General features: G+C 65.8%; 25 protein-coding genes. 18 read left to right on the top strand and 7 right to left on the bottom strand.

The features are described 5' to 3' along the window. From VRZ08_RS05345 to VRZ08_RS05325, 5 genes are all read left to right on the top strand, one after another. Positions 1 to 1528, top strand: a 1528-nt coding sequence (locus VRZ08_RS05345) for an ATP-dependent DNA ligase (RefSeq protein ID WP_414531823.1), incomplete at its 5' end; no start/stop codon positions are given. Between the two features lie 71 nt (positions 1529 to 1599). Next, positions 1600 to 1902 carry a DUF6460 domain-containing protein gene (locus VRZ08_RS05340; RefSeq protein ID WP_107346421.1) on the top strand — a complete coding sequence of 101 codons (303 nt, stop codon included), beginning with the start codon at positions 1600 to 1602 and terminating at the stop codon, positions 1900 to 1902. A 78-nt stretch (positions 1903 to 1980) separates the two neighbouring features. Further along, on the top strand, positions 1981 to 3243 hold the full coding sequence (locus VRZ08_RS05335) for an MATE family efflux transporter (RefSeq protein WP_414531839.1): 1263 nt from the start codon (positions 1981 to 1983) through the stop codon (positions 3241 to 3243). 137 nt (positions 3244 to 3380) lie between these two features. Continuing rightward, entirely contained in the window at positions 3381 to 4088 is a 708-nt protein-coding gene (locus VRZ08_RS05330; protein ID WP_107354260.1) for a carbonic anhydrase, read from the top strand. A gap of 143 nt (positions 4089 to 4231) precedes the next feature. Continuing rightward, on the top strand, positions 4232 to 4966 hold the full coding sequence (locus VRZ08_RS05325; RefSeq protein WP_107354259.1) for an MBL fold metallo-hydrolase: 735 nt from the start codon (positions 4232 to 4234) through the stop codon (positions 4964 to 4966). Positions 4967 to 5102: 136 nt separating this feature from the next. Here VRZ08_RS05325 and VRZ08_RS05320 read toward each other — a convergent pair whose 3' ends face one another. Next, a complete protein-coding gene (locus tag VRZ08_RS05320; RefSeq protein ID WP_107354258.1) occupies positions 5103 to 6197 on the bottom strand; it encodes a quinone-dependent dihydroorotate dehydrogenase in 1095 nt (364 codons plus the stop codon). Then, positions 6194 to 6538 (bottom strand): DUF952 domain-containing protein, encoded by a 345-nt coding sequence (locus VRZ08_RS05315; protein ID WP_263990593.1) that lies wholly within the window; start codon positions 6536 to 6538, stop codon positions 6194 to 6196. Before VRZ08_RS05315 ends, VRZ08_RS05320 begins: the two co-directional genes overlap by 4 nt. A 337-nt stretch (positions 6539 to 6875) precedes the next feature. Here VRZ08_RS05315 and VRZ08_RS05310 point away from each other — a divergent pair, with 337 nt between their 5' ends. Then, positions 6876 to 7502: a helix-turn-helix transcriptional regulator gene (locus tag VRZ08_RS05310; RefSeq protein WP_041809462.1), complete on the top strand. Its 627-nt coding sequence runs from the start codon at positions 6876 to 6878 to the stop codon at positions 7500 to 7502. A gap of 86 nt (positions 7503 to 7588) precedes the next feature. Continuing rightward, positions 7589 to 8347 carry a carbonic anhydrase gene (locus VRZ08_RS05305; RefSeq protein WP_414531822.1) on the top strand — a complete coding sequence of 253 codons (759 nt, stop codon included), beginning with the start codon at positions 7589 to 7591 and terminating at the stop codon, positions 8345 to 8347. Positions 8348 to 8436: 89 nt separating this feature from the next. Here VRZ08_RS05305 and VRZ08_RS05300 read toward each other — a convergent pair whose 3' ends face one another. Further along, positions 8437 to 9303, bottom strand: coding sequence for a caspase family protein (locus VRZ08_RS05300; protein WP_414531838.1), 867 nt, complete (start codon positions 9301 to 9303; stop codon positions 8437 to 8439). A gap of 454 nt (positions 9304 to 9757) precedes the next feature. Here VRZ08_RS05300 and VRZ08_RS05295 point away from each other — a divergent pair, with 454 nt between their 5' ends. The 4 genes from VRZ08_RS05295 (at position 9758) to VRZ08_RS05280 (ending at position 14473) form a co-directional block, all read left to right on the top strand. Beyond that, entirely contained in the window at positions 9758 to 11497 is a 1740-nt protein-coding gene (locus tag VRZ08_RS05295; protein WP_414531821.1) for a hypothetical protein, read from the top strand. Between the two features lie 113 nt (positions 11498 to 11610). After that, a complete protein-coding gene (locus VRZ08_RS05290; protein ID WP_414531820.1) occupies positions 11611 to 12342 on the top strand; it encodes a thermonuclease family protein in 732 nt (243 codons plus the stop codon). A gap of 33 nt (positions 12343 to 12375) precedes the next feature. Then, entirely contained in the window at positions 12376 to 13230 is an 855-nt protein-coding gene (locus VRZ08_RS05285) for an LssY C-terminal domain-containing protein (protein WP_107354253.1), read from the top strand. Between the two features lie 55 nt (positions 13231 to 13285). Continuing rightward, complete coding sequence (locus VRZ08_RS05280) at positions 13286 to 14473, top strand: pyridoxal-phosphate-dependent aminotransferase family protein (protein ID WP_414531819.1); 1188 nt, start codon at positions 13286 to 13288, stop codon at positions 14471 to 14473. Here the strand turns inward: VRZ08_RS05280 and VRZ08_RS05275 are convergent. Together VRZ08_RS05275 and htpX are read right to left on the bottom strand one after the other, a co-directional pair. Then, on the bottom strand, positions 14470 to 15882 hold the full coding sequence (locus tag VRZ08_RS05275) for an MFS transporter (protein ID WP_414531818.1): 1413 nt from the start codon (positions 15880 to 15882) through the stop codon (positions 14470 to 14472). The two genes, VRZ08_RS05280 and VRZ08_RS05275, sit on opposite strands and share 4 nt — an antisense overlap. Positions 15883 to 16149: 267 nt before the next feature. Continuing rightward, on the bottom strand, positions 16150 to 17118 hold the full coding sequence (htpX, locus tag VRZ08_RS05270) for a zinc metalloprotease HtpX (RefSeq protein ID WP_264054297.1): 969 nt from the start codon (positions 17116 to 17118) through the stop codon (positions 16150 to 16152). A gap of 147 nt (positions 17119 to 17265) precedes the next feature. On the opposite strand from htpX, the gene VRZ08_RS05265 reads away from it, so the two are divergent. Both VRZ08_RS05265 and VRZ08_RS05260 read left to right on the top strand, forming a co-directional pair. After that, on the top strand, positions 17266 to 18570 hold the full coding sequence (locus tag VRZ08_RS05265; RefSeq protein ID WP_414531817.1) for an adenylate/guanylate cyclase domain-containing protein: 1305 nt from the start codon (positions 17266 to 17268) through the stop codon (positions 18568 to 18570). Positions 18571 to 18690: 120 nt separating this feature from the next. Continuing rightward, positions 18691 to 20070, top strand: coding sequence for a cytochrome P450 (locus VRZ08_RS05260; protein WP_414531816.1), 1380 nt, complete (start codon positions 18691 to 18693; stop codon positions 20068 to 20070). A 114-nt stretch (positions 20071 to 20184) separates the two neighbouring features. Here VRZ08_RS05260 and VRZ08_RS05255 read toward each other — a convergent pair whose 3' ends face one another. Next, positions 20185 to 21027: an SDR family NAD(P)-dependent oxidoreductase gene (locus VRZ08_RS05255; RefSeq protein WP_107354248.1), complete on the bottom strand. Its 843-nt coding sequence runs from the start codon at positions 21025 to 21027 to the stop codon at positions 20185 to 20187. 177 nt (positions 21028 to 21204) lie between these two features. Between VRZ08_RS05255 and VRZ08_RS05250 the strand changes: the two genes are divergently transcribed. The 4 genes from VRZ08_RS05250 to VRZ08_RS05235 all read left to right on the top strand — a co-directional run bounded on the left by VRZ08_RS05250 (position 21205) and on the right by VRZ08_RS05235 (position 25344). Then, complete coding sequence (locus VRZ08_RS05250; RefSeq protein WP_414531815.1) at positions 21205 to 23022, top strand: putative bifunctional diguanylate cyclase/phosphodiesterase; 1818 nt, start codon at positions 21205 to 21207, stop codon at positions 23020 to 23022. 188 nt (positions 23023 to 23210) lie between these two features. Beyond that, positions 23211 to 23645, top strand: coding sequence for a hypothetical protein (locus tag VRZ08_RS05245; RefSeq protein ID WP_107342962.1), 435 nt, complete (start codon positions 23211 to 23213; stop codon positions 23643 to 23645). A gap of 8 nt (positions 23646 to 23653) precedes the next feature. Then, the gene (locus VRZ08_RS05240; protein WP_414531814.1) at positions 23654 to 23998 is read left to right on the top strand and encodes a c-type cytochrome; all 345 of its coding nucleotides are present in this window, start codon (positions 23654 to 23656) and stop codon (positions 23996 to 23998) included. Positions 23999 to 24078: 80 nt separating this feature from the next. Next, entirely contained in the window at positions 24079 to 25344 is a 1266-nt protein-coding gene (locus tag VRZ08_RS05235) for an acyl-CoA dehydrogenase family protein (protein WP_414531813.1), read from the top strand. On the opposite strand, the gene VRZ08_RS05230 is transcribed toward VRZ08_RS05235, so the two are convergent. Next, positions 25345 to 25539 (bottom strand): hypothetical protein, encoded by a 195-nt coding sequence (locus VRZ08_RS05230; protein ID WP_011156346.1) that lies wholly within the window; start codon positions 25537 to 25539, stop codon positions 25345 to 25347. A 432-nt stretch (positions 25540 to 25971) separates the two neighbouring features. Here VRZ08_RS05230 and VRZ08_RS05225 point away from each other — a divergent pair, with 432 nt between their 5' ends. Continuing rightward, entirely contained in the window at positions 25972 to 26373 is a 402-nt protein-coding gene (locus tag VRZ08_RS05225) for a hypothetical protein (protein ID WP_011156345.1), read from the top strand. The last annotated feature ends 132 nt before the right edge of the window (positions 26374 to 26505 follow it).

Genomic DNA, 26505 nt, shown 5'->3' with positions numbered 1-26505 from the left:
GGTGGGGGTCGACGACGGGACGCCATCCTTGGGGCGCCCTCACCCCACCCCTCTCCCGCAGGCGGGAGAGGGAGCTCGTCCCGCAAGCGGCGAGACCATCGCTTCCCAACTAAGCGCCGAAGTAAGCCCCGGCCACAACAACCCACCTTCCCCCACGCTCACCGAGATCGTCACCACGCTCCACAGCCTCGGCAAAGCCGAGCTGCCGGCGCAGCTCGCGCGGTGGCTCGACGAGCTCGACGAGACTGGGCGCTGGGCGCTGCTCAAGCTGGTCACCGGCGCGTTGCGCATCGGTGTGTCGGCCCGGCTGGCCAAGACCGCGGCTGCGGCGCTCGGCGACAAGGATCCGCACGACGTCGAACTGGTGTGGCCCGGCCTCGAGCCGCCGTATCGCGAGCTGTTCGCCTGGCTCGAAGGTCGCGGCCCGCAGCCGGTCAACCGCGATCCGGCGCCGTTCCGCCCGGTGATGCTGGCGCATGCGGTCGAGGACACCGACTTTGCGGCGATGAATCCGGCCGACTACATCGCCGAATGGAAATGGGACGGCATCCGTGTCCAGGCGGTCAGCGACCAGAACGAGCACGGCGACACGGTCGTACGGCTGTATTCGCGCAGCGGCGAAGACATCACCATGAGCTTTCCCGATCTGTTGCCGTCGCTGCGCCTACCGGGTGCGATCGACGGCGAGCTGCTGGTGCTGCGGGACAAACGCGTGCAGTCGTTCAATGTTTTGCAGCAGCGGCTGAACCGTAAATCGGTGACGCCGAAGCTGATGAAGGACTATCCGATCCACCTGCGCGCCTACGATCTGCTCGGCGACGGCGACGATGACCTGCGGACGCAGCCGTTCGCGGAACGCCGCGCGCGGCTGGAGACCTTTATCGCCAGACTTGACGATCCCAAGGTCGACCTGTCGCCGATCATCACGTTTGACGACTGGGAAGGTTTGCGCGCCGCCCGCCGCGATCCGGCCAGCGCCGGCGCAGGGCTCGATGCCGATGCGGTCGAAGGCGTGATGCTGAAGCGGCGCGATGCGCTGTATCTGCCCGGCCGCCCGAAGGGCCAGTGGTGGAAGTGGAAACACGACCCGCACATCATCGATGCCGTGCTGATGTATGCGCAGCGCGGCCACGGCAAGCGCTCGTCGTATTATTCCGACTACACCTTCGGGGTCTGGACCGAGGGCGATGGCGGCGATCAGCTCGTGCCGGTCGGCAAGGCGTATTTCGGCTTCACCGACGAAGAGCTGCTGCAGATCGACCGCTTCGTCCGCCGCAACACCACCGAGAAATTCGGCCCCGTCCGGCATGTCGTGCACGAGCCCGACAAGGGACTGGTGCTGGAAGTGGCCTTCGAAGGCCTGCAGCGTTCACCGCGCCATAAATCCGGCGTGGCGATGCGGTTTCCACGCATCAATCGGCTGCGCTGGGACAAGCCGCCGAAGGATGCCGACCGGCTGGAAACGCTGGAGCGGATGTTGAAGGCGGAGACCGTAAATCCGCCGGCGGCCGCCGCCCGCGGCCATTGACGGCAAAGCGCCGGTTCCCCATCTGCCCAGCACCGAATATGATGCGCCAGCGACGCGCGAGGACCATAACGATGCGAGACGATATCCGGGATCTGCCGGCCAATGACGACAGGATGACCCGCTTCCTCGGCGGCTCGCCGATGGCGGTGGCGTTTCGTCTGATCCTGATGTCGATCCTGGTCGGCGTCGTGCTGGCGGCGATCGGCCTCGATCCGTGGAATATCATCACCAGCATCCGGCTGCTGTTTGAGCGGATCTGGGATCTCGGCTTCGATGCGATCAACGGCCTGTGGCGCTACTTCCTGCTCGGCGCCGTGATCGTGATCCCGATCTGGCTGCTCACCCGCTTGTTCAGCACGCCGCGCGGACGCTGACGGCCGCCCGCGTCCGCCGTGGAACCCGTCCAGTCGCCCGTAACCACCCGGCAGGTGTTTGCCATTGCCGGGCCGGCGATGGTCGCCAACCTGACCACGCCACTTCTTGGCGTCGTCGCCACCACGGCGATCGGGCGGCTCGGCGAGGCGACGCTGCTCGGCGGCGTGTCGATGGCCTCGGTGCTGTTCGACTGCCTGTTCTGGCTGTTCGGCTTTCTGCGGATGAGTACGCTGGCCTTCACCGCGCAGGCGCTCGGCGCCGAGCAGAGCCGTGAAGTCCCGGCGCATCTGCTGCGCGGCCTGATCGTCGCGGCTGGCATTGGCCTGTTGCTGATCGCCCTGCAGGGTCCGCTCGCCGCGGTGCTGATCGGCGCGATGGGCGGCAGCGAGGCGGTGAGCGCCGCAGCCAAGACCTACTTCTCGATCAGGATCTGGTCGTCGCCGCTGGTGCTGGCGAACTTCGCGGTGCTCGGCTGGCTGGTCGGTCAGGCGCGCGCCACACTGGCCCTCGCGGTGCAGATCGCCATCAACCTGATCAACATCGTCGCCACCGTGCTGCTGGTGCTGTGGTTCGACTTCGGCATTGCCGGCGCCGCGATTGCCGCGGTGATCGCCGAGGGCTCGGGGCTGGTGATCGGGCTCGCGATCGCAGCCTGGCGCGGCCGCGGGCTGTTCAACGTGTCGCGGGCGATGCTGTTCGATCCGCACCGGTTGCGGCGGATGTTCGCGGTCAATCGCGACATCATGATCCGCACTGCGGCGCTGATCGCCGTGTTCCTGTTCTTCACCGCGCAGGGCGCGCGCGGCGGCGACGTGGTGCTCGCCACCAATGCGGTTCTCAACAATTTCCTGATGATCAGCGCGTTCTTTCTGGACGGTCTCGCCAACGCCGCCGAACAACTGTGCGGCCGCACCCTCGGGGCACGCGACCGCGCCGGCTTCGTCAAAGCGACCAGGCTGGTGATCCTGTGGGGCTTCGGCTTCGCGCTCATCGTCAGCGCGATCTATGCGTTTGCCGGGCCGATGCTGATCGACTTCATCACCTCGAACGACGAGCTTCGCCGCACCGCGCGCGATTATCTCTGGCTGGTAACGCTGGCGCCGATGCTCGGCGTGTTCGCGTTCGCCTATGACGGCGTATTCATCGGCGCCACCTGGGCGCGCGAAATGCGCAACCTGATGCTGCTGTCGCTGGTTCTGTTCCTGGCATCGTGGTTCGCGCTCCGCCCACTCGGCAACACCGGACTATGGATCGCGCTGTTGTCGCACTACGTTTGGCGCGGCGGCCTGCAGGCGCTCCGCTATCCGGCGATGGTGCGGACCTCGTTCGCGGCGCACTGAGTTTTCATCAAATCGCTCGGGCCGAATTAACCCGACATTGATGCCCGTATCACGTGCGGGAAATCGACACTTCGTACATTCGCCCTCCGCAAATACCATCTTTCCAACACAACAGAACGATGCAGGGAGAGACGGATATGTGTGAGACGTGCTGCAGCAATGTATCGCGACGAACTCTGATGGCCGGCGGCCTCGGCTTGCTCGCGGCGGCCTCGCTGCCGCTAGCCGCGCAAGCGCAGGCGCAGGCGAACGCGCCGGGCGACACGCCCGACGCTGCGCTCGACAAGCTGATGCAGGGCAATGAGCGCTACATCGCCGGCCAGATGCGCGAGCGCGATTTCTCCGCGGGCCGCGCCGCACGAGCCGAAAGTCAGGCGCCGTTCGCCGCGATCCTCGGCTGCGCCGACTCTCGTGTCGCGCCGGAGCTCGCCTTCGACCAAGGCCCGGGCAGTCTGTTCGTGGTGCGCGTCGCCGGCAATTTCGTCACGCCCGACGGTCTTGCCAGTCTCGAATACGGCGCCGCCGTGCTCGGCACCAAGGTGATCATGGTGCTCGGCCACAGCAATTGCGGCGCCGTCAACGCGACCGTCGCAGCGCTGCAGAAAGGCAACGACCTGCCCGGCCACATCGGCGATCTGGTGCGCGCAATGAAGCCCGGCATCGAACCTGTCCTGCAAAAGAAGGAAGAGGATCTGCGGCACCAGGCGGTGATCGCCAATGTCCGCGCCAACGTCCGGCAGTTGCAGGAGTCGAAGCCCATCCTCGCCGACATGGTGAGCAGCAAGAAGCTGCGGGTGGTCGGCGGCGTTTACGATCTCGCCAGCGGCAAGGTCGAACTGGTCTAGCGGCACCGATCGGCGCGCCGGGGCGAACAGCCTCGTCCCTGCGCGCAACGGTCGCGGCATCCGGCGATGGTACGGGTTACGTTCCAGGCACAGACGGCCTAGATCAGGGCGACGGCATCTGAGCCAGTGCGACGGAACCCGAAATGCAGGTACGATTTGTCGGCTGTGGCGACGCGATCGGCTCCGGTGGCCGGCTCAATACGTGCTTTCACGTCTCGGGGCAGAGCGTCAATTTCCTGATCGACTGCGGCGCGACTTCGCTGCCAGCGCTGAAGCGCTACGGCATCCTGCGCGAAGACCTCGACCTGATCCTGATCACGCATTTCCACGCCGATCATTTCGGCGGTCTGCCGTTCATGATGCTCGACGCGCAATTCATGAAGCGCAAACGCCCGCTGGTGATCGCCGGCCCGCTCGGCATCGACATCCGGCTGACGCGGCTGATGGAAGCGATGTTCGAGTACTCCTCGGCCACCAAGCCGAATTTCGATCTGCAGGTGCTGGCGCTGGAGCCCGCGGTGACGCGGCAGTTCGGCGCCGTGACGGTGACGCCGTTTCCGGTGGTGCACGGCGATTCCGGCGGGCCGTTCTTCGCCTATCGGATCGAGGCGGAGGGCCGCATCCTCGCTTACAGCGGCGATACGCAATGGACCGATCAGCTGGTCGCTGCCGCGCACGACGCCGACCTTTTCATCTGCGAGGCCTACACCTACGAGCGCACGGTGAAGAACCACATCAGCCTGAAGGCCCTGGAAACGCATCTGCCGGAAATCAATCCGAAGCGCGTGATCCTCACCCATATGGGCGACGAGGTGCTGCACAAGCTCGACACCGTCTCGCACATGGCGGCGAGCGACGGTCTGATCGTGCCGCTGTAGTAAGGTCCTAGTCATTCCGGGGCGCGCGCAGCGCGAACCCGAAATCTCATCTGCCCAAGTAACTGCGGGATTCCGGGTTCGCTCGCTGCGCGAGCGCCCCGGAATGACAGTGTGTGAGTAGCAGAACTTCCGCCGCTCAAACCGGCCACTCTTCCGCAGTAATCATCGGGGCGTCGGCGCCGACGATTTCGGCCAGCGAATCGCGGCCGGTGCGGAGCAGCGTCGAGGCGAGGTCGGCCTTGATGCTCTCGACCAGGCCGAGGCCCTTATAGACCAGCGCCGAATACAACTGGACCAGCGTGGCGCCAGCGCGGATCTTGGTCAGCGCCGCGCCGCCAGAGTCGATGCCGCCGACGCCGATCAGCGGGAACGCACCCTCGGCGCGTACATAGGTCTCCGCCACCATCCGGGTCGACAGCCGGAACAACGGCCGGCCCGACAGCCCGCCCTGCTCGTTCATCTTGGTCCGCTCGCGCAGCGTCGGCGAGCGCGACAGGGTGGTGTTGGCGACGATCATGCCGTCGACCCGGCGTGACCGGGCGATATGCACGACGTCGTCGAGTTCGCCGAGCGACAGATCGGGCGCGATCTTCAGGAGCACCGGCGTGTCGCCGGCCGCCGCCCGCACCCGCTCGCGCGCATCGATCACCCGCGCCAGCAGATCGTCGAGCGCTGCCGCCTGCTGCAGATTGCGCAGGCCGGGCGTATTCGGCGACGAGACGTTGACGGTGAAGTAGCTCGCCAGCGGCGCGAAGGTCTCGATCAGCTTGACGTAGTCCGCCACCCGATCGTCGCTATCCTTGTTGGCCCCGACATTGACGCCGACGATGCCGCCATACTGCGCGCGCGCCGCCAGCCGGCGCAGCACCACCTCGGCGCCCTCGTTGTTGAAGCCCATGCGGTTGATCACCGCTTCGTCGCGCTCGAGCCGGAACAGCCGCGGCCGCGGATTGCCGGCCTGCGGCTTCGGCGTCACCGTGCCGACCTCGACGAAGCCGAAGCCGAGCCGGAGCAGGGCGTCGGGCGCTTCGGCGTTCTTGTCGAAGCCGGCGGCGATGCCGACCGGATTGGAAAAGTTGAGCCCGAACGCACGCACCGCGAGCTTGGAATCATCGGGGCGCGGCTTGACCGGCGGCCACAGCTTCAGGCCCTGGATCGCCAGCCGGTGCGCATCCTCCGGATCGAGCCAGCGCAGCAGCGGCAGCGAAACGGCATCGAACGCGCGAATCACGACGCAAGCTCCGGCACGACGTGGCTGCCGTCGGGGCGCGTCACCAGATCCTGCACGCCGGTCACCGCCGAGAGTGCAAGCTCGCCATAGAGATGCGGAAACAGCTCGCCGCCGCGCGACGGCTCCCAGCGCAACCGGTCGCCGAGCGCCTCGGCATCGACCGCGATCAGCTTCAGGCCGGTCTGGCCGGCATAGTGCTTGGCCAGTGTCCCGGCGAGCTGCGGCGCGGTCGAGAAATGGATGAAGCCGTCGCGGGCGTCGTCGGCGCTGCCGCCGTAGCGGCCGGCCTGTTCGGCGCCGCGCCAGGCCGCCGCGTCACAGATCTTGTAAATCGTGCGCAAGGGCGCGAATTCCCGTCGTTGCGGCTGGTTGTTGGGTCGGGCGGCAATCGGGCCCGCAACTCCCCGGGCAACCGAAACATCCGCTCAAACAATAAGTTGCGCACGTCGGAAGGGCAAAGCCGAATCCGGCATAGCGGATCCGCACACCCTCGGTCGCCCCGGACGATCCCGGACCTGTGCGGGCGACCGTATCGGCCGTCCTGAGGCTTCGCAAGAGCTTGCGGTTTTGTCGCCGGACGGGATTGCATAACGCCTTCAATTAAGGCAATAATTCCTAGTCGTAAGTCCGTTTCTCGCGCCGGATCCGACGGCGCGTCCGGGGTGCCTTCCGATGCAAATGCTGACGCATGATCAGATCTGGACTGCGCTCGACCGGCTGGCCGAACGCGCCGGCCTCTCCCCCTCGGGACTCGCGAAGAAATCCGGCCTCGATCCAACGACATTCAACAAATCGAAGCGCATTACCAATGACGGCCGCGAGCGCTGGCCTTCGACCGAATCAGTCGCCAAAGCGCTGCAGGCCACCAACACCGCGATCGATACCTTCGTGCAACTGATTCACGATCGGCCGCGGGTGGTGCAGTCGGTCCCGCTGCTCGGCCTCGCTCAGGCCGGCTCCGGCGGTTATTTCGACGATGGCGGCTTTCCGGTCGGCAAGGGCTGGGACGAAGTCGGGCTGCCGTCGATCACCGACGAGCACGCTTACGCGCTGGAAATCTCCGGCGATTCGATGAAGCCCGCGTATCGCAGCGGCGACATCGTGGTGGTATCGCCGAGCGCCACCGTGCATCGCGGCGACCGCGTGGTGGTCAAAACCACCAAAGGTGAAGTGATGGTGAAGGAGTTGAAGCGGCGCACCGCCAAGGTGGTCGAACTGGCTTCTCTCAATCCCAGCCATCCCGACCGGACTCTGGCACCGTCAGAGATCGAATGGATCGGCCGAATCGTCTGGGCCAGTCAGTAATCAGAAAGCGTCGTTCGTTCGTCCCACTTCCCTTTGCTCCGGCGTCGGGCAATGCTAGTTCCCGCGCATCAACCCGGGAGACGTCGATGGACCGTCGCAATATCCTGAAGGCCTTTGCTGGCCTCGCTCTATGTCCGCTTTGCGCCACCGCCGGCGCTGCCGCCGAAGGCGCCCACCATTGGGGCTATGAGGGTGAAGGCGGCCCGGCCAAATGGGGCGAGCTCGATCCCGCCAACCAGATCTGCTCGATCGGGGTGCAGCAATCGCCGGTCGACATCCGCTCGACCGTCAGCGCCAATCTGTTTCCGCTGCAGGTGCAGTGGGCCGATACGGCCGATACCATCATCAACAACGGCCATACCATCCAGCTCAACGTGGCCGAAGGCTCGACGCTCAAGCTCGGCGGCGCGACTTTCAAGCTGGTGCAATTCCACTTCCACCGTCCCAGCGAGCATCAGATCGACGGCAAGTCGTTCCCGATGGAAGTCCATTTCGTCCACCGCATGGATTCCGGCACGCTCGGTGTGGTCGGCGTGCTGATGCAGGAAGGCGCCACCAATGCGGCGTTCGCCAAGATCGTCGCGACCATGCCGCAGAGCGAAGGCCCGGCGGTGAAGGCCGATGCTGGGATCAATCCGAACGCGCTGCTGCCGGCCAAGCTCGGCTACTACCGCTATGAAGGTTCGCTGACGACGCCGCCGTGCTCGGAGGTCGTCGACTGGATGGTGCTGACCGATCCGATCACCGTCGCGGCCGAAGACGTTGCAGCATTCGCCAAGCTGTATCCGATGAATGCGCGCCCGGTGCAGAAGGACAACCGCCGCTTCGTGCTGCAGTCCAACTAAGCGGCCCACACACTCTCAACGACGAAGGCCTGACGCGGACGCCGCGCCAGGCCTTTTCGTTTTCACATAAGAGATATCGGACTGAACGCTCAGCCGCCGGTATTGGGCGTCGCATCGGCGACCGGCACCAGCGGCACGTCTGCGACCAACGACGAAGTCATCGACGGCACCTGGGCGCCATTGGTCGCCTTGATCACCGCCTGCCTCGCCTTGGCGAAAGCGGCTTCCGCGCTTGCCGGCGACGACAGCGAACCGATCAGCTCTCCGACCACCATGCTGTTGGGAGCGTCATTGTCGTCCGCCACCTGCCCCGGCGTCGCCGACGACAGCACCAGCGCATTGGCTGGCGTCTCGATCGGCGCCAGCCCGTGCGAATAGGCGCGGAAGCGGCGCTCATAGGGATTGCGGCGCGACGCGTCGAGCACCGCCAGATTGGTGTGAGCGCCGGCGGCCTTGATCTCCGCCAGCACCTGCTCGACGCTGACGCCGCTGCGGCGCACGTCGGCCTCGGTCCAGATCTTGGCGTCAACCGGAATCATGTAGTTGTCGCGGCCGGACTGAATGCCGTAGCCGCCGAAGAACAGCATCACGGTCGCGTCCTTGCCGGCGCGAGCTTTGAGCCGCTCGACCGCGCGCAGGATGTCGTCGCGGCTGGCGTCCTCGATCATGTCGACGTCGTAGCCTTCATGGCGCAGCGAGGCGCTGAGCAAACGGGCATCGTTGATCGGCTGCAGCAGCGGCGAAGCGGCATCGGGGTAATGGGCGTTGCCGATGACCAGGGCCAACCGCGACGAGGTCGCCTTGGCGTCGACGGTCGTCGGGGCTGCGGCACGCGCCGTATCGACCGGGCGCTTGTACAGCGCCGCATGCGCACCGATCGCCAGCGACACCACGCCCACCAAGGCAGCAGCAGCCGTGAGGGTCCGCCGGGAAAAGCGATGCAGCCGGATTGCCATCGTCAAATCGTCCTTATCGGCGCGCGCAGGCATTCGTCGCGTCGCTGCCGTTCAGGTTCATGGATGAGCGGGTCTTTTGCGTATGAATTGCGCTCAATTTGCGGCGTCGCACAATAACAATCCCTTAAACAGTTCAGGACGTTCAGGCAAGCGGGCAGGACTATGGAGCGTCGAACCGGCCAACGGCGATGGTGTTCCGGTTCCGGTGATCTTGGCCGAGCGACGTCCGAACGAGATTTGATCCGTTCAGACGGGACAAAAGCCTCACGATGGTCCGCGAATTCTTGGCTGATCTTGCTGCGACAAAAATCATCTTGGGCAGGCGCCGCAATCTGTCCTACGCCTCGCGCCATCCGACGAGAGCCAGCCGAGCGACAGCCGCGGGTTTGTATTCCCGGTCCGTCCATGCGATTCCTCGTTGGCTCGAACGTGTCAGAGCGCGCGGAAGACGATCATGGATGTGCTGAAGATGGCCGGCGCGGCGTACCGCGCGCTGACCGCCCGGAAACAAGCGCCGACGCTGTACGACCTGTGCGATCCGGTGTTCCTCGGTCACAAGCACGGCGATCCGCACATCTCCAAATTCTACAAGACCGCGCTCGCCAACCCGGCGCTGCGGCCGCTGCTGCGCAAGGCCGGTCTGCCGGAGCTGCACGACCCGGTGCGGTTTCGCGCCGTTCGCGACGCCCTGATCAGCGCCCGCGACGATGCCGAGCCGGATTGGGCTGCGATCGGCGCGCCGATCGCCGAGTTGATCGACACCATCCGGCTGGAGCACCCGCGTCCGCCGAGCTGGGTGGCGCCCGCGCAAACGCCGCGGCTCGCCGACATCGACAGTGCGATCCGCGCCTGCGGTGATCATTTGCTGCAATCCTGGAGTCGCAACGGCTTCCTGCCGGCCTATGCGTCGTTCAACCTGATCGGCGACCCTGATCTCGACGGCCGCGCGTTTCTCGCAGCGCTGAGCGGGCTGAATTCGCGCAGCTACAAGAATTCGACACTGCTGTTCAATCTGGCGCGGGTATTCATCGCCCGCTCGCCGGCAGAAGGCGTGATCAATCCGCGCTGGCGCGGGATCGCCGAGCCGATGTGGTCGCCGGTGCAGATCCGGCATCGCTCGGCCTATTACGATGCGTTCTACATCGAGGCACTGCTCGGCTTCATCGACTCCGGCCTCGGCACGCCCGACGACACCCGCGCGGCGCGGCGGATGATCGCCGACATGACCGAGTTTTGCCTCAAGACCAGCCGCGAGCGAGTCCGCACAGCCGAGGGCGAACCGTTCGACGTGATTACCGCGCTGGCGCCGCCGCCGCATCCACGATTTTCGCGGTTGTTCGCCAAGGTCAAACAGAACCTCGGTTTCGGCGTGTACGTGCCGGATTGCGACACCACCGCCTGTGCGATCTCCGCCGCGACGCAGGCGAACTCGTCGGATCCGATCATCGATCAGCCACTGATCGATCTTTATCGTGCTTATCAGGTCCGCACCGGCGCCAACGCCCCGATGGTCACGGTGCCCCTCAACGACACCATCGACTACGACGGCGGCATCGTCACCTGGATCGACAGCCTGGCCGGCGAGCGCCCGTTCGGTAACGACCTCGATCCGACGCTCAATCTCGACGTGCTCGAAGTCAGCTTCCGCAATTGTGCGCGGTGGCGGATCGTCGAGACGCCTGCGCGGCTGGACACGGTGCGCCGTATCGTCGATTTCCAGCGCCGGCTGGTGGCCAGCGGCGCGTTCGCCGATCCGAAATCGCACGTGTATTACCTGCCAGAACTGTACAGCGCGTATTTCGGCCGCTGCTACGTCGCGTTCCGGGCGCTCGACGAAGCCGCCAAGCGTGCGATCGATCCCGACGGCGTGTTCGAGGCGATCCGGCTGCGCGTGCTGGCTTACGTGCAGGACGAACTGATCGCCAAGGAGATGAACGTTTTCGACGCCGCGCTGGCGTTGATCGCGCTCGGTCATCTCGGCGACGATAGTCAGCACTTCGCGCCTGCGCTGCATTGCATTCTGAACCATCTCGGCGAAGGCGGCGGCCGCGCGCCGTTCAAGGCCTATGAGTGGAACAAGATGAAGACGCCGACCCGAATTCTGGTCGGCGGCCCCGAAGTGACCTCGGCGTTCGTGCTGATGGGGCTGGCTCTCGCCCGCAAGGCGCTGCTGCAGCAGGCCCACCACGCATGATCTTCGCGCGAAGTTGAAGCGAGGTGCTGCCGAGGCTCTGGCCGGGCCGCCCAAGATTCAGCACAATCGGCGAACCTGTTTGCCGGACGGGTGCCTGCCGGGAAGGTCGATGCATGCTCAAGCTGAACACATGGCTGTTGCCGCTTTTGCTCCTGCTGCTGCCGGTGACGGCCCAGGCGGCCGACGTCAGCGGCGTGCCAAAGATCCGCGACGGCGACCATGCGCTGATCGGGAAGAACCGCATCCGGCTTGCCGGCATCGACGCACCGGCGGTGGATCAGCTCTGTCTCAACCCGAAGGGCGACCGCTGGACCTGCGGCATCGCCGCGCGTGACGCGCTGGCTCAGCATACCGCCGGCAAGAGCTGGACCTGTCACGTCCTGCGCGTCGACAAAGGCGGCCGCTCGATCGCGAAATGCGAGGTCGACGGCGAAGATCTCGGACAATGGATGGTGAAGAACGGCTGGGCGCTGGCTTACGTGCAGTACTCCCACGCCTACGAGGCCGAAGAAAAAGCCGCCCGCGAGGCCAAGCTCGGGCTGTGGCAGGGCTCGTTCATCGCGCCGTGGGACTGGCGCGTTCGCAGCAACAAGACGCCGATCCTCGGCGCCACCAAGCCGCCGAAGGATGCCCGGCGAATCCTGCTCGCCTCGGCGTCCGGTCCGGTCGCGCCGTCACCGGAATGCACCATCAAGGGCAACGTCAACAAATCCGGTGAGTGCATCTATCACAAGCCGACCAGCCGCTGGTATGCGCAGATCCGGATGAAGATCAGCAAGGGCACCCGCTGGTTCTGCTCGGTGGAAGAAGCCGAGGCTGCCGGCTGCCGCGAGACCCGGCGCTAGTCGCCGCAATAGGCCGGGCTGCGGGGGCAGACCTTGAACCACACAACACATGATCCTTCGCGGCCGCAGCGGCCGCGCAAACGCCGGCTGCGGCGGGCGTGGCAGCTTTCGCTGGTGCTGATCGGCTGCTACGCGATCCTCGCCTATCTGGCGCTGCCGATGTTCTGGACCCACTACGAACACCAGAGCAAACTCGCCGACATGCCGATGGTGACCCGCACCGCGCAGGGCATTCCCGGCGACCCGATCAATGTCGGGCTGATCGGCGATCAGCACGAGGTCGTCTGCGCGATCCTCGCGGCGAACTGGCACCCGGCCGATCCGATCACGCTGCGCTCGTCGATCGCGATCGCCGGCAGCGTGCTGCTCGACCGTCCCTATCCGGACGCGCCGGTGTCGAGCCTGTACTACCTCGACCGCCGTGAGGATCTGGCATTCGAAAAGCCCGACGGACGCAGCGCCGACCGACGCAATCATGTACGGCTGTGGAAAGTGCTCGACAGCGGCCAGGAAGGCCGCCCGGTCTGGCTCGGCAGCGCCACCTTCGACCGCGGAGTCGGCGTCAGCCATTACACCGGCGCGGTGACGCATCACATCGCACCCGACATCGACGCCGAGCGCGATCAATTCGCCGCCGATCTCGAAGCCGCAGCGATGGTCGATGCAAAATATCAGATCACCGGCGTCGGCCCGACCATCGCCGGCCGCAACGGCGAAGGCGATCTGTACTACACCGACGGAGAGGTCTGGATCCTTCGGCTGACCGAAGGCTGCAAGAAGCGCAGCAGCCCGGCCGAGATTCTGCCGAGCCCGCTCGCGACCGAGATCAAAGATCAGATCTTCCGCACCGTCACCAATGCAATCGAGCCCGGCGCCAGCGCGCCTTGAAATCGATGCGGCGAGCCGGCATGGTCGCGGCATCTCTCACCACAGGACAAGCATCATGGCCGTCAGCGCCGGACGGGAATTCTTGGCGATTCCCGGACCTACCACCATGCCCGACGAAGTGCTGCAGGCGATGCATCGCCCGGCGCTCGACATCTACTCGAAGGAGATGGTGGCGCTGAGCGAGGGGCTTCTCGCTGATCTCAGCCGGCTGTTCGCCACCAAGGGCAAGTCCTACATCTACATCGCCAACGGCCACGGCGCCTGGGAGGCGGTGATCAGCAACGTGCTGTCGCGTGGCGACAAGGTGCTGGTGCTGGAAAGCGGACGGTTCGCGGTCGGCTGGGGCAACGCGGCCCGCGCGATGGGCTGCGACGTCGAGGTGCTGCAAGGCGACTGGCGCCGTGCGGTCCGCGCCGATGAGGTCGAAGCGCGGCTGCGCCGCGACACTGAGCACGCGATCAAAGCGATCGTGGTGGTGCAGGTCGACACCGCCTCCAGCGCCCGTAACGATCTCGAAGCAATCGGCCGCGCCATCAAGGCCGCCGGTCACCCGGCGCTGTTCATGGTCGATGCGGTGGCGTCGCTCGGCTGCATGCCGTTCGAGATGGATGCCTGGGGCATCGACGTCACGATGTCGGCATCGCAGAAGGGGCTGATGTCGCCGCCCGGCCTGTCGTTCGTTGCGGTCGGAGACCGCGCCCGCGCCGCGCACCAGCGCGCCGGCCTGCGCACGCCATATTGGGACTGGACCGAGCGCGACGGGCCCGAGCACTACCAGAAATATGCTGGCACGGCCCCGGTGCATCTGTTGTTCGCGCTGCGCAAGGCGCTCGACATCCTGTTTGCCGAAGGACTCGACAACACCTTCCGGCGTCATCATCTGCTCGCCGGCGCGGTGCGCCGGGCCGTGGACGTCTGGTCCGAAGGCAACGTGCTCGGCTTCAACATCGAGCACCCGGACGAACGCGCCGACACGGTGACCACCGTGCGGGCCGCCGAGGGGCACGACATCGCGGCGCTACACCACTACTGCAAGGATAAATGCGGCGTGGTGCTCGGCGTCGGCATCGGCGAATTGCAGAACAAAGCGTTCCGCATCGCCCACATGGGCCACGTCAACGCCCCGATGGTGCTCGGAACGCTCGGCGTGATCGAGATGGCGTTGACCGCGCTCGGCATCCCGCACAGCCGCGGCGGCGTTGATGCCGCAGTAGCTTGCCTCGCCGAGAACGTGCCGGCTTAGGCCGCCACCGCCACGGCGCGGCGCATCCAGCGCAGCAGCCCGATGCAGCCGGCGACCGCGAACCCGAGCAGCGCCAGCGCGCCGAGCAAGGCGACACGGCCCGAGCCGTTTTGCGCCAGCGTGAAGTACACCGAACCGAGCGCCGCAACGCCGGCGGCGCTGGCGATCTGCGTCGTGGTGCCGTAGAGGCCCGAGCCCGAGCCGGCGCTGGTCGCCTGCACGCTCGACAGTACCACGCCCGACAGCGGCGCCATCACCAGGCCCTGGCCATAGCCGGCGACCAACAACGCCAGCGCCAACACGAACGGCGTCGGCGCCGCGATCACCGTCACCGTGGCGGCGATCAGGCCAAGACCTGCGACCTGCAGCAGGCAGCCTTCGATCAGCACCAGCGTGCCGCGGCGCCGGGCCCGCGCGCCGGAATGCCGCGACGCAATCACGAAGGCCAACGCCAGCGGCAGGAATACCAGGCCAGCCTGCAGCGGCGGCACGTTCAGCTCGAGCTGCATGTACAGCGTCATCACCAGATAGAATGACTGGTTGGCGAAGAAGAAGCAGAACACCGCGCCGAGGCCGCGGACGAAGGCACGGTCGCCGAGCAGCGTCAGGTCGACCACCGGCATGCCGCCATGCGCGGCGACGCGGCGCTCGTAGTGCAGGAACAGCGGCAGCATCGCGCCGCCGCCGGCCATCACGGCCCAGACCCAGCCGGCCCAGCCGACATCGCGGCCGAACAGCAATGGCCCGATCACGCAGACAAGGCCGGCAAACAGGATCACGGCGCCGCCGAGATCGAGCCGCGTGCCCGGCCGCCGCGGCGTCTGCGGCATCACCCGGGCGGCGGCCACGATGATGATCAGCCCCACCGGGCCATTGACGTAGAAGATCGACCGCCAGCCGAAGCCGCCGAGATCGAGCGTCACCAACAGGCCGCCGAGCGCAAAGCCGGTGGCGCCGGCAAGCCCCAGCACGGTGCCGTAAATCGCAAATGCCTTGGCGCGCGCGGCATCCGGAAACAGCACGTGCAGCGTCGCCAGCACCTGCGGCACCATGAACGCTGCCGTGGTGCCCTGCGCCAGCCGCGCCAGGATCAGTTCGGGACCGGAGCGCGCCAGCCCACACCACAGCGAAGTGAACGTGAAGCCAGCGACGCCGAGCAGGAACACCGTCTTGGTGCCAAAGATATCGCCGAGCCGGCCGCCGGTGACGATCAGCGTCGCATAGCCGATCAGGTAGATCGCGATCACCGCCTCGAGCTGCGACGACGAGGCGCCGAGTTCGGTCGAGATCGTCGGCAGCGCGACGTTGACGATAAAGGCATCGACCCCGAACATGAACTGCGCGGCGACCACGATCGCCAGCACCTGCCAGCGGCGCGAGTTATCGGTTGCGGCAACGGTCTGGTGCATGGTGGCAGATCCCGGCAAGGCTTGAGCTGTCCCACGGTCGCAGCCCGGCATCATCGGGTCGATTACCAGCCAGGTAAACAGCTGCCGTTCAGCAAAAATCTCTCCCGCGTCATTGCGAGCGCAGCGAAGCAATCCAGGAGTCCCGCGTACGGAGTTTATGGATTGCTTCGTCGCCTTCAGCTCCTCGCAATGACGGATGAAGGTCACCGATCAGCAAAAAGGCCCCGGCGAACCGGGGCCTTCGAAGCATCCATCACTTGGCAGGGACTAACCCCACGGACCGCGACCACGCGGCTGGCCACCCCAAGGGCTGCGGCCGGTGCCGCGCGGGGTGCCGCTCCAGGGCGCCGCGCCGCTCCGCGCGAACGCCGGAGCGGAGCGAGCCGAACCGCCGATCTCGACGGCGAGCCGCTGCAGCGCCGCAATCCGGTTGTCGGTCGACGGATGGGTGGCGAACAAATTGTCCATGCCCTGTCCCGACAGCGGGTTGATGATGAACATATGCGCAGTCGCCGGCGAGCGTTCGGCATCGTAGTTCGGCACCTGATGGGCCGCGGCTTCGATCCGACCGAGCGCCGAGGCGAGCCACATCGGCTGGCCGCAGATCCGCGCGCCCATCTCGTCGGCGGCGTATTCCCGGGTCCGGCTGATCGCCATCTGCACCAGCATGGCGCCGAGCGGCGCGAGGATCATCAACGCCAGCGAGCCGATCAGGCCCGGGCCGTTGTTGTTCTCGCGGTTGCCGCCGAAGAACATGCCGAATTGCGCCACCATCGAGATCGCACCGGCGATCGTCGCCGTGATGGTCATCAGCAGCGTGTCGTGGTTCTTGATGTGCGCCAGCTCGTGCGCCACCACGCCGGCGAGTTCCTCGCGGCTGAGCTGATGCATCAGGCCAGTCGTGACGGCAACGGCGGCGTTCTCCGGATTGCGGCCGGTAGCGAACGCGTTCGGCTGCGGGTTGTCCATGATGAACACCCGCGGCATCGGCAGCGAGGCGCGTCCGGCCAGTTCCGCCACCATCCGGTAGAGATCCGGCGCCGAGCGCTCGTCGACCTCCTGGGCACCGTACATCGACAGCACCATCCGGTCGGAATTCCAGTAGGTGAAGATGTTCATCGCCGCGGCAACGAGCAGCGCGATCAGCGCGCCGTTGGCGCCGCCGATCAGATAGCCGACCCCCATGAACAGCGCGGTCAGGCCGGCCAGCAAGAGAGCGGTCTTGAAGTAACTCATGGTCCTCCTCCTGCGTCTTCCACTCCTCGAGGGAGCCGGGATAACGCATCCGTGAGATGGGGAATTCCGCCAGCCGGGGCAAGATCGCTTCGTGCGGCAGGCCGTCGCGGCTCGCCGCCACCGCAATCCCTTAACGAAAGTTCCTGTGTGACCGATCCGACCGCACCACCCGACGCGATGCGCGTCTATCCCGCCGGCGTCAGCGTCGTCCGCCGCAGCCAGCGCGGCCCCGCCTGCCTGCCCGCCAGCATCACGCTGGCCGAGCTGGAAACCTGGCTGCTGCACGACGCCGCGGCAGAACCGGAGATGCTGCTGACGTTCGAATCGCTGATGTGGCGGATGACCGCGGTCGGGTTGCCGGTGCATCGCGCCACGCTGCACATCCGCACGCTGCATCCGCAGCTGCTCGGCTTCGCCTGGAACTGGCGCGCCTCCGACGGGCTGTGCGACGAAGTCCAGGTGAACCAATCGACCGCCGAGACCGACGCGTTCCGGCTCAATCCGCTGCACAACCTGTTCCAGGGCGGCAAGGCGATCCGGCGCAATCCGCAGGATGCCGCCGCGCAGGCGGAATTCCCGATCATGCGCGACCTCGCGGCCGGCGGTTACACCGAGTACCTGGCGCTGCCTATGGGCGGCGACCGCTTCCGCCACGCCGTCACCCTGGCGACCACCCAGCCGGGTGGCTTCAGCGACGAGCATTTGGCGCAGCTCAAGCGTCTGCTGACGCTGTTCGGCCTGCATGTCGGCCGCCACGTCGCCACCCGGATCGCCATCAATGCGCTCGGCGCCTATCTGGGCCCGGTGGCCGGCGCCAAGGTGCTGAGCGGCGACATCAAGCGCGGCGCCGGCGAGCCGATCCGCGCCATCATCTGGATGTCGGACCTGCGCGGCTTCACCGACCTGTCCGACCGGCTGTGCGGCAACGACATGATCGCACTGCTAAACGCTTACTTCGAGGTGTTCGCCGACGCGGTGCTGCGCAACGGCGGCGACGTCCTGAAGTTCATCGGCGACGGGCTGCTGGCGGTGTTTCCGCTCGGTGACGATTCGCGCGTCGCCGGCAACGCCGCCCTGACGGCCGCGATGGAGGCGCAGGCGGGGCTGGGGCGGCTCAACCTGGTCGATCCGGCCGGGGTGAATTGCGAAGGCTGGCGGCCGCTCCGTGCCGGCATCGCGCTGCACGAGGGCGAAGTGTTCTTCGGCAATATCGGCGCCGCCGAACGGCTCGACTTCACCGTGATCGGACCGGCGGTGAACGAAGCCAGCCGTGTCGAGGCACTGCAGAAGAGTACCGGGCGCAGTATCCTGGTGACGGCGGCGGCCGCGACCCATATCGACGCACCGCTAGAACCGCTCGGCGACTACCCGCTGCGCGGCGTCACCGTGCCGATGACGATTTTCAGCCCGCCCGAACAGCCGCTCCGGCAGCCATTAGCCGCTGCGTCATAATCCTCTCCGCCTCGGATTGGCCTTGCCAAGCCGAGCGGACGCCTCCTATTTTCAACTACAACACGCCACAGAACGGAGGCACACCTCCGCATGGCCGATACAACCGCCTAGGGAGGCCCCATGTCGATCCAAGTCGCGGATTCGTCACTCGTCGCTCGGCCAGTGCCGCCGAAGCCCAGCGCGCTCGCTCATATTCCCGGTGACGAAGGCTGGCCGATCATCGGCCGCACGCTCGCGGTGCTCGCCGATCCGAAAGGCGAGGTCGAGAAGATGGCGCGGACCCACGGTCCGGTCTATCGCAGCCGCGTGCTCGGCGAGACCTCGATCACCCTGCTCGGGCCGGACGCCAACGAACTGGTCCTGTTCGATAATACCAAGCTGTTTTCCTCGACCCATGGCTGGGGACCGATCCTCGGGCGACTGTTTCCGCGCGGCCTGATGATGCTCGATTTCGACGAGCACCGGCTGCACCGGCGCACCCTGTCGGTAGCGTTCAAGGCCGGGCCGATGCAGTCTTATCTGGCCGAACTCAACGCCGGCATCGCGCGCCGCGTCGCGGAGTGGCGCGCTCGGCCCGGCGAGATGCTGTGCTACCCGGCGATGAAGCAGCTCACGCTCGATCTCGCCGCGACCTCGTTCCTCGGCACCGCAATCGGCGCCGAGACCGAAGAGGTCAACCGCGCCTTCATCGACATGGTCGCAGCCTCGGTGGCGCCGATCCGCAAGCCGTGGCCGGGCACCGCGATGGCCCGCGGCGTCAAGGGCCGCCAGCGCATCGTCGCTTACTTCGCCGAACAGATTCCGATCCGCCGCGCCAAGGGCGGCGACGACCTGTTTTCGCAGCTCTGCCGCGCCACCCACGACGACGGCGCACTGCTGTCGAACCAGGCGATCATCGATCATATGAGCTTCCTGATGATGGCGGCGCACGACACGCTGACGTCGTCGCTGACCTCGTTCGTCGCCGCACTCGCGGCGCATCCGGAATGGCAGCAGAAGCTGCGCGAGGAAATCGCTGGTCTCGGCCTGAAGCCGGGCGAGCCGATCAGTTTCGAACAGCTCGACGCACTGCCCCTCACCGAAATGGCCTTCAAGGAAGCGATGCGGCTGCGGCCGCCGGTGCCGTCGCTGCCGCGCCGGGCAACCCGCGCCTTCAGCTTCAAGGGCTATACGATTCCGGCCGGCACCATGGTGGCGGTCAATCCGCTGTACACCCACCATATGCCGGAGATCTGGCCGAACCCCGATCAGTTCGATCCGCTGCGCTTCACCGACGACGCCTCCCGCGGCCGCCACCGCTTCGCCTGGATTCCCTATGGCGGCGGCGCGCATATGTGCCTCGGGCTCAACTTCGCCTACATGCAGGCGAAGTGCTTCGCCGTCCATCTGCTGCAGAACGTCGACCTGTCGCTGCCGCCGAACTACCAGGCTTCGTGGCAGATGTGGCCGATCCCGAAACCGAAAGACGGGCTTCGGGTCAATATCGCGCCGCTGAATTAGCTCGCAGAACAGCTTCTCTCGTCATTGCGAGCGCAGCGAAGCAATCCAGAGTTCAGTGCACCTGGCAGGATTGCTTCGTCACTTCGCTCTTCGCAATGACGGCAAGCGTGTTGTTCACCCCTCGCCGTGATCGAACGCCTTGCGGAGCGCGACGTAGCCCTGCTGCTGCGCGGTCCAGTTACGGCCGCCGGTGATGCCGCCGTCGACGACGAGATCATGACCATTGATGAAGGTCGACTCGTCGCTGGCGAGAAACACCGCGGCCTGAGCGATATCGTCCGGAATGCCGGCGCGCTGGATCGGCTGCGCGGTCTTGTAGATCTCGCGCATCGTCGCGGCGGTCTTTTCGGCCGCGTCGGTGGTCAGCCCCAGCGCCTTGCCGAAGATGCCGGTCGCGATCGCGCCGGGCGAGATCGAATTGACGCGGATGCCGGATTCGCCGAGCTCCATCGCGACGCATTTGGTCAGGTGATTCACCGCCGCCTTGGCGGCGCCATACACCAGCGACGACGAAAACCCGGCGAGCCGGCCGGCGATGCTGCCGTTGTTGATGATCGATCCGGCGCCCTGCTTCTTCATCGCCGGGGCGGCATGCTTCATGCCCAGCATCACGCTGCGCACCAGCGTCGCCATCGCAGCGTCGAAGCGATCGACCTCGAGGCCCTCGATGCCGCCGGTCTGCGCCGGCCCGCCGGCATTGTTGAACAGGCAATCGAGCCGGCCGAAGCTGTCGAGAGCGGTGCCGATCAGGGCCTTCACCTGGGCCTCGTCGGTGACGTCGGTCTGCTTGAACACACAGGACGAACCAAGCTGCGCCGCCAGCGCCTCGCCCTCTGCTGTGCGGCGGCCGGCGACGACGATCCGGGCGCCTTCGGCCACGAATACCTCCGCGGTACGCCAACCGATGCCGCTGGTCGCACCGGTGATCACCGCAACCTTACCGTCGAGCCGTCCCATCGCTGTCTCTCCCTGATCGGGCAACCGTTGCTGCCGCGTCTTTCGTTGTAGGTGTTGATACTCTGTTAATGACAAATACTCGACTGCAATTCAAATCCACTGCGGATGCAGGATTGAGCCGGCATTCAGGGGTGCACTTAACCATTATTACAGCGGCGTTCGCCATCCTTCGCGCGCATGACGAGCGCCGCACCAGCCTCTCCCTCAACCGTGACGACCGACGTCGCCGAGAGCGATGAGGCGCTTTCCGCGGACGCGGCGGGCATTGTGGCCGCTGACGCAGGGGACCTGCGGCTGTTCAAAGAAATCGTGCGCGCGCTGCCTTCGGCCGTGACGGTGCAGGACGAGCACGGCCGGTTTGTCTTCATCAACGACGCCGCCGCCGCACAATATCGACTTCTGCCTGAATCGACCGACACCGCCAGCAACCCGCCGCTCGATCGGCGCCGCAGCGACGGCGCCGCGCTGCTGTCCCAGGGCCTGTCCGGCACGCGCGAAGAACGCATCGCCCTCGGCGGCGCGGCCCGCGCGCTGCTGACCGCGCACAAGCCGGTGGAGATCGCGGGGCGCAAACTGTTGCTGTCGAGCTCGCTGGACATCACCGAGCAGAAGGTGATCGAGGACGAGCTGTTCCGCCGCGCCTATTACGACGAGCTCACCGGCCTGCCCAACCGCGCCGTGATCGAACGCCACGTCACCGCGCTGCTCGAGGACCACCGGCAGCACCATTTTGCGCTGGCGTTTCTCGACGTCGACAACTTCAAACATATCAACGATTACTACGGCCATTCGGTCGGCGACGCGCTGCTGGTCGGAATCGCCAAGCGGCTGTCGCTGGAGCTGCGCGACACCGACGTGTTGTCGCGGATCAGCGGCGACGAATTCTTGCTGCTGCTCGATCCCATCACCAGCGAAGCGGAAGTCGCCGATCACATCGAATTTCTGCTGCAGCGATTGAAAGCGCCGTTCTACATCGACGGCACCGAAGTGTTCGCGTCGGCGTCGATCGGCATCAGCCTGTATCCCGAGCACGGCCGCAACTACGAGGCGCTGCGGCAGAACGCCGATATCGCGATGTACCGGGTCAAGAGCGATGCCAAGGGCGCCTCGGCGATCTTCAGCATCGCGATGGAGCGCGAGGCATTGGAGCGGATGGCGGTGGAGCAGTCGCTGCGCCAGGCCATTCTCGACAGGCGCTTCTGCTGCGCATTCCAACCCAAAGTCGACATCCGCACCAACGAGGTCAAAGGCATTGAAGCGCTGGTGCGGCTGCGCGACGACAACGGGGTAATTCAGGCACCGGGCACCTTCGTCGATCTCGCGGTCGAACTCGGCCTGATCGACGAGCTGACTCATCTGGTGCTCGCCGAGATTATGAAGTCGATCGACCTGATCAACGCCACCTTCGGCGAACACGCCAGCATCAGCGTCAACGTCGCCGCCAAGCAGGCCGGCTCGCCGGACTTCATGCGCTCGTTCTGCGAGGCGCTGGCCGCGACCGAATGTCCGAAGCGGTTCATGGTGGAAATCACCGAGGACGCATTCGTCGCTAAAGCACACTTCCAGAAGCAAATCCTGCCGATGCTGCGGGAGATCGGCGTCGGACTTTCGATCGACGATTTCGGCATCGGCTACTCGTCACTGTCGGCGCTCGCCGATATCACCGCCGACGAGATCAAGATCGACCGTTCGTTCATCACAGACATTCACAAGCGGCCGCGCAGCCAGGGCATCTTGCGCGCCATCGAGTCGCTCAGTGAAGCGCTCGGCATGACGGTGATCGCCGAAGGGCTCGAGACCTTCGAAGAGCTCGCTTACCTGCAGGCGATGACCCGGATCCGCTATGCGCAAGGCTACTACTACTCCAAGCCGATCTTCCTCGAAGAACTGCGGCCGACCATTCCGACGTTCAGTACTGGCCGCCCCGGCGCGCCCGGTCGCCACCTCGAACAAGCGCGACTGCCGCTGACCCGGGCCACCTACGCGCGGCGCTGACCGCGCGATCAGCACCGCGCTACGCGGCCACAAAGCCGCATTCCGCACAGCGAACAAACGCCTGATTTTGCTGGCTTGTCAGCCGTTACCTCCGGTGATGTCCGGGGTATTTTGCTTGATCTATCGCAATGTGATTGGGGGGGCGTTCGGCGATTGTACCGCCACCGTCAGACATCTTGGAGGGCGAAATGCCTGCCCATAGCCGCCCCTATCCGCTCGTCGACCGGCTGATCGAAACCTTCGCCGACTGGCTGAAGCATCGCCGTGAAGTCGTCGAGATGTGCCAATTCGACTCTGCTGAATTCGGCCGTATCGCTCACGACCTCGGCGTCACCGCGTCGGATCTCGATGAGCTGGTCCGCCAGGGTCCGCACAAGGTTGAAGAGCTGCCGCAGCTCCTCAAGGTTCTCGGCATCGACGAAGACGCGATCGCCCGCGCTCAGCCGCTGGTGATGCGCGATCTCGAGCGCGTCTGCGCGCTGTGCCGCCACAAGGCGGAATGCGATCATGATATCGCCGACGGTTCGCTCGCCGAGCACTACCAGGCGTACTGCGCCAACAAGGTGACGCTCGACGCGCTGGACAAGGACTTCCACGTCGCGCCCGGCACGGTCCGCCACTAATCGTGACGATGCCGCAGGGTTGGTTTCGGCTCCCGGCCACTGGATTTCTGATCGTCGCGGTGCTGCTGATGGTTCGGCTGCACCGCGCCGACGCTGCCGCGCCGCAGGACGGCGTCTCTACCGGTCATAAGCTTGCCGCGCAGTGGTGTGCGGAGTGCCACGCCATTGAGCCGGACGATGCCCGCGACGGCAAAGGTCCGGGGTTCTCGCGGATCGCCAATTTGCCCTCGACCACCGCGCTGTCGCTGAACGTGTTCCTGCGCTCCAACCACACCGATATGCCGAACTTCATCATTGCGCCCGGCGATGCCGCCGAGATCGTGCAATACATCCTCAGCCTGAAGCGCAATTGATGCGGTCGCAGCGACGCCGCGCGCCGGCGCCACCGACCTCGGCGGACCACTCCGCCGCCCTTCCCGCCTGAGAGCCGCGTATGGATTTCGACCACAGCGACAAGGTGCAACGGCTGCGCGCGCAGCTTTCCGACTTCATGCGTTTCCACGTCGAGCCGGCCAACGTCGCCTGGCATCGTGAAGCGGCCGCGGGGCACTATCCGCTGGGGCTGATCGAACGGCTGAAGTCGCGGGCGTTCTCCGAGGATCTGTGGAATCTGTTTCTGCCGGGCCTGCGGGATGAGGATCCCGGCCAGCGTCTCAGCAACGTCGAATATGCACCGCTCGCCGAGATCATGGGCCGGGTGCATTGGGCCTCGGAAGTATTCAACTGCAATGCGCCCGACACTGGCAACATGGAGCTGCTGCATCTGGCAGCGACGCCGGAGCAGCGCGCCGAGTGGCTCGATCCGCTGCTGATCGGCGAAATCCGCTCCTGCTTCGCGATGAGCGAGCCGGATGCCGCCTCGTCGGATGCGCGTAATATTCGCACCACCATCACCCGTGACGGCGACGATTACGTCATCAACGGCCGCAAATGGTTTATCACCGGAGCGGCGCACCCGAACTGCAAATTGGCGATCGTGATGGGCGTCACCGGCGACCACCTGCCGGCGACTTCGACCGAGCGGCACTCGATGCTGCTGGTGCCGATGAACACGCCCGGCCTTTCGATCGTCCGCAACATCCCGGTGATGCACTACCACTCGCCGGAAGGGCATTGCGAGCTGGTGTTCCGCAACGTCCGGGTGCCGGCCGCCAATCTGCTCGGCGAGGAAGGCAAAGGCTTTCGCCTGGCGCAGGATCGGCTCGGGCCTGGGCGGGTGCATCATTGCATGCGCACCATCGGTCAATGCGAGGTCGCGCTCGAACTGATGGCGGAGCGCGCGCTCGAACGCGAGGCGTTCGGCAAGCACCTCGCCGACTTCGCGAATATTCAAGACTGGATCGCCGAATCGCGGCTGGAGATCGATCAGGCGCGGCTGCTGGTGATGCACGCGGCGCACCGCATGGACCGCGCCGGCAATGCGGCAGCGCGGGTCGACGTCTCGGCGATCAAGCTGGTGGCGGCGCGGCTGCAAACCCGGATCGTCGATCGCGCCATGCAGGTGTTCGGGGCGATGGGCCTGACGCCGGATACGCCGCTGTCTTACTTATGGACCTGGGGGCGCGCGATGCGGTTTCTCGACGGGCCTGATGAGGTGCATCTGCGCGTGGTGGCCCGCGCCGAACTGGCGAAGGCGAAAGCGCAGGCGGGCCAAAATGCCCACCACTTCGTTCCGCCGTCGCAATTGCTGCCCGAGTGATCAGCGCCGGGCCGGCTGCGCCATCACGGTGACGATCCAGCGCGGGGTCTCGCCGGTCTTGTCTTCCTTGACGGCGCGAACGATGCCGGTGACCGAGGAGCCGCCGACCTTCAGCGTGGCGGCACGGCCGCTGAACTGCGCGATCCGCGATCGGCGCGCTTCTTTCAAATCCGTGGTTTCGAGCGTCTGCAGCATGGGTATTCTCCCCTCAGGCTCGACTATTCGCAGTCGTCGTTACGCAGTGATTAAGTTGATCGCTGGTAAGAATACCGGTCAGCACTCGACCAAAGGCGAATACGCCGCAGCGGGAGCTTCGCTCCGCGCCCCACAGGATGCCGCACCTTGCCACCTATTGGTCCGGTCGGAACGTCCGCGAACCACTTTCATCCAATGATCACTGTCAGCAATTCGCCTGACTGGCAGCGTTTTCTCATTTGCCCTATTCAAAAAGAGCTGGGAATCGGCACGCGTCGATGTTCCGCAGGCGGTGGTTGTGAGCGCACGAGGATGACGACCTCCGCAACAGCGAGCGCGTGCCTGGCTTGTCATTCCACCTCACCCGCGACGACCGCGCGTGAGCGAACCTGAAAGGGCACCCGCGAGCGCCGGGTGACGAAAGGTAAATCAATGCAGTATTGGATCGGTGCTTTTGCAGTCGCCCTGGTGGTCGTGATCGGCTACGCGGGCGGCCCTCTCGCCGCGGTCATCACGATCGTCGCCTTCCTGGTCGCGCTATTCCTGCTGTGGGCGCGCGAACTCGGCTTCAAGGGTGCTTGGGAGAAGTTCGGCCTGCAGACCCTGGAGCTGCCGCTGAAGGTCGACAACTGGGATCGCTTCAAGCTGATTTTCGCCGACGAGAACAAGCTGGTGAAAGCCTGCGCCACGGCGGTCGCACTGATCGCGCTGGCGATGATCCTGCCGCGCAATCTGGCGGCGCTGGTGTATCTCGCCGCCGCCGCGTGGGGCGTGTTCGAAGTCTATCGTGCCAACAGCGCTGCAGCGCCGCGCGCCGGCACGCCGATCAACTAACCGGGCACCGCTCGGCACCGGCAGTCAGCTGCCGTTCGTATTTCGAAAGGGCCGGCGGAGCGATCCGCCGGCCCTTTGCTTTTGCGCGGCAGACCGTCGTTTGAACCTTCGCAGCAATTGACCCGCCAGCGC

It is taken from the genome of Rhodopseudomonas sp. G2_2311, assembly GCF_047501505.1.
GTDB classification, from domain to species: domain Bacteria; phylum Pseudomonadota; class Alphaproteobacteria; order Rhizobiales; family Xanthobacteraceae; genus Rhodopseudomonas; species Rhodopseudomonas palustris_H.
Note: the sequence above shows the minus strand (reverse complement) of the source record. Positions and strands in the feature narration are given on the sequence as shown.

What these genes read in the sequence shown, in the direction of transcription:
- VRZ08_RS05340 (WP_107346421.1), top strand. Translation starts at nt 1,600, where the DNA reads ATGCGAGACGATATCCGGGATCTGCCGGCCAATGACGACAGGATGACC.
- VRZ08_RS05335 (WP_414531839.1), top strand. Translation starts at nt 1,981, where the DNA reads ATGGTCGCCAACCTGACCACGCCACTTCTTGGCGTCGTCGCCACCACG.
- VRZ08_RS05330 (WP_107354260.1), top strand. Translation starts at nt 3,381, where the DNA reads ATGTGTGAGACGTGCTGCAGCAATGTATCGCGACGAACTCTGATGGCC.
- VRZ08_RS05325 (WP_107354259.1), top strand. Translation starts at nt 4,232, where the DNA reads ATGCAGGTACGATTTGTCGGCTGTGGCGACGCGATCGGCTCCGGTGGC.
- VRZ08_RS05310 (WP_041809462.1), top strand. Translation starts at nt 6,876, where the DNA reads ATGCTGACGCATGATCAGATCTGGACTGCGCTCGACCGGCTGGCCGAA.
- VRZ08_RS05305 (WP_414531822.1), top strand. Translation starts at nt 7,589, where the DNA reads ATGGACCGTCGCAATATCCTGAAGGCCTTTGCTGGCCTCGCTCTATGT.
- VRZ08_RS05300 (WP_414531838.1), bottom strand. Translation starts at nt 9,303, where the DNA reads ATGGCAATCCGGCTGCATCGCTTTTCCCGGCGGACCCTCACGGCTGCT.
- VRZ08_RS05295 (WP_414531821.1), top strand. Translation starts at nt 9,758, where the DNA reads ATGGATGTGCTGAAGATGGCCGGCGCGGCGTACCGCGCGCTGACCGCC.
- VRZ08_RS05290 (WP_414531820.1), top strand. Translation starts at nt 11,611, where the DNA reads ATGCTCAAGCTGAACACATGGCTGTTGCCGCTTTTGCTCCTGCTGCTG.
- VRZ08_RS05280 (WP_414531819.1), top strand. Translation starts at nt 13,286, where the DNA reads ATGGCCGTCAGCGCCGGACGGGAATTCTTGGCGATTCCCGGACCTACC.
- VRZ08_RS05275 (WP_414531818.1), bottom strand. Translation starts at nt 15,882, where the DNA reads ATGCACCAGACCGTTGCCGCAACCGATAACTCGCGCCGCTGGCAGGTG.
- htpX (WP_264054297.1), bottom strand. Translation starts at nt 17,118, where the DNA reads ATGAGTTACTTCAAGACCGCTCTCTTGCTGGCCGGCCTGACCGCGCTG.
- VRZ08_RS05260 (WP_414531816.1), top strand. Translation starts at nt 18,691, where the DNA reads ATGTCGATCCAAGTCGCGGATTCGTCACTCGTCGCTCGGCCAGTGCCG.
- VRZ08_RS05255 (WP_107354248.1), bottom strand. Translation starts at nt 21,027, where the DNA reads ATGGGACGGCTCGACGGTAAGGTTGCGGTGATCACCGGTGCGACCAGC.
- VRZ08_RS05250 (WP_414531815.1), top strand. Translation starts at nt 21,205, where the DNA reads ATGACGAGCGCCGCACCAGCCTCTCCCTCAACCGTGACGACCGACGTC.
- VRZ08_RS05245 (WP_107342962.1), top strand. Translation starts at nt 23,211, where the DNA reads ATGCCTGCCCATAGCCGCCCCTATCCGCTCGTCGACCGGCTGATCGAA.
- VRZ08_RS05240 (WP_414531814.1), top strand. Translation starts at nt 23,654, where the DNA reads ATGCCGCAGGGTTGGTTTCGGCTCCCGGCCACTGGATTTCTGATCGTC.
- VRZ08_RS05235 (WP_414531813.1), top strand. Translation starts at nt 24,079, where the DNA reads ATGGATTTCGACCACAGCGACAAGGTGCAACGGCTGCGCGCGCAGCTT.
- VRZ08_RS05230 (WP_011156346.1), bottom strand. Translation starts at nt 25,539, where the DNA reads ATGCTGCAGACGCTCGAAACCACGGATTTGAAAGAAGCGCGCCGATCG.
- VRZ08_RS05225 (WP_011156345.1), top strand. Translation starts at nt 25,972, where the DNA reads ATGCAGTATTGGATCGGTGCTTTTGCAGTCGCCCTGGTGGTCGTGATC.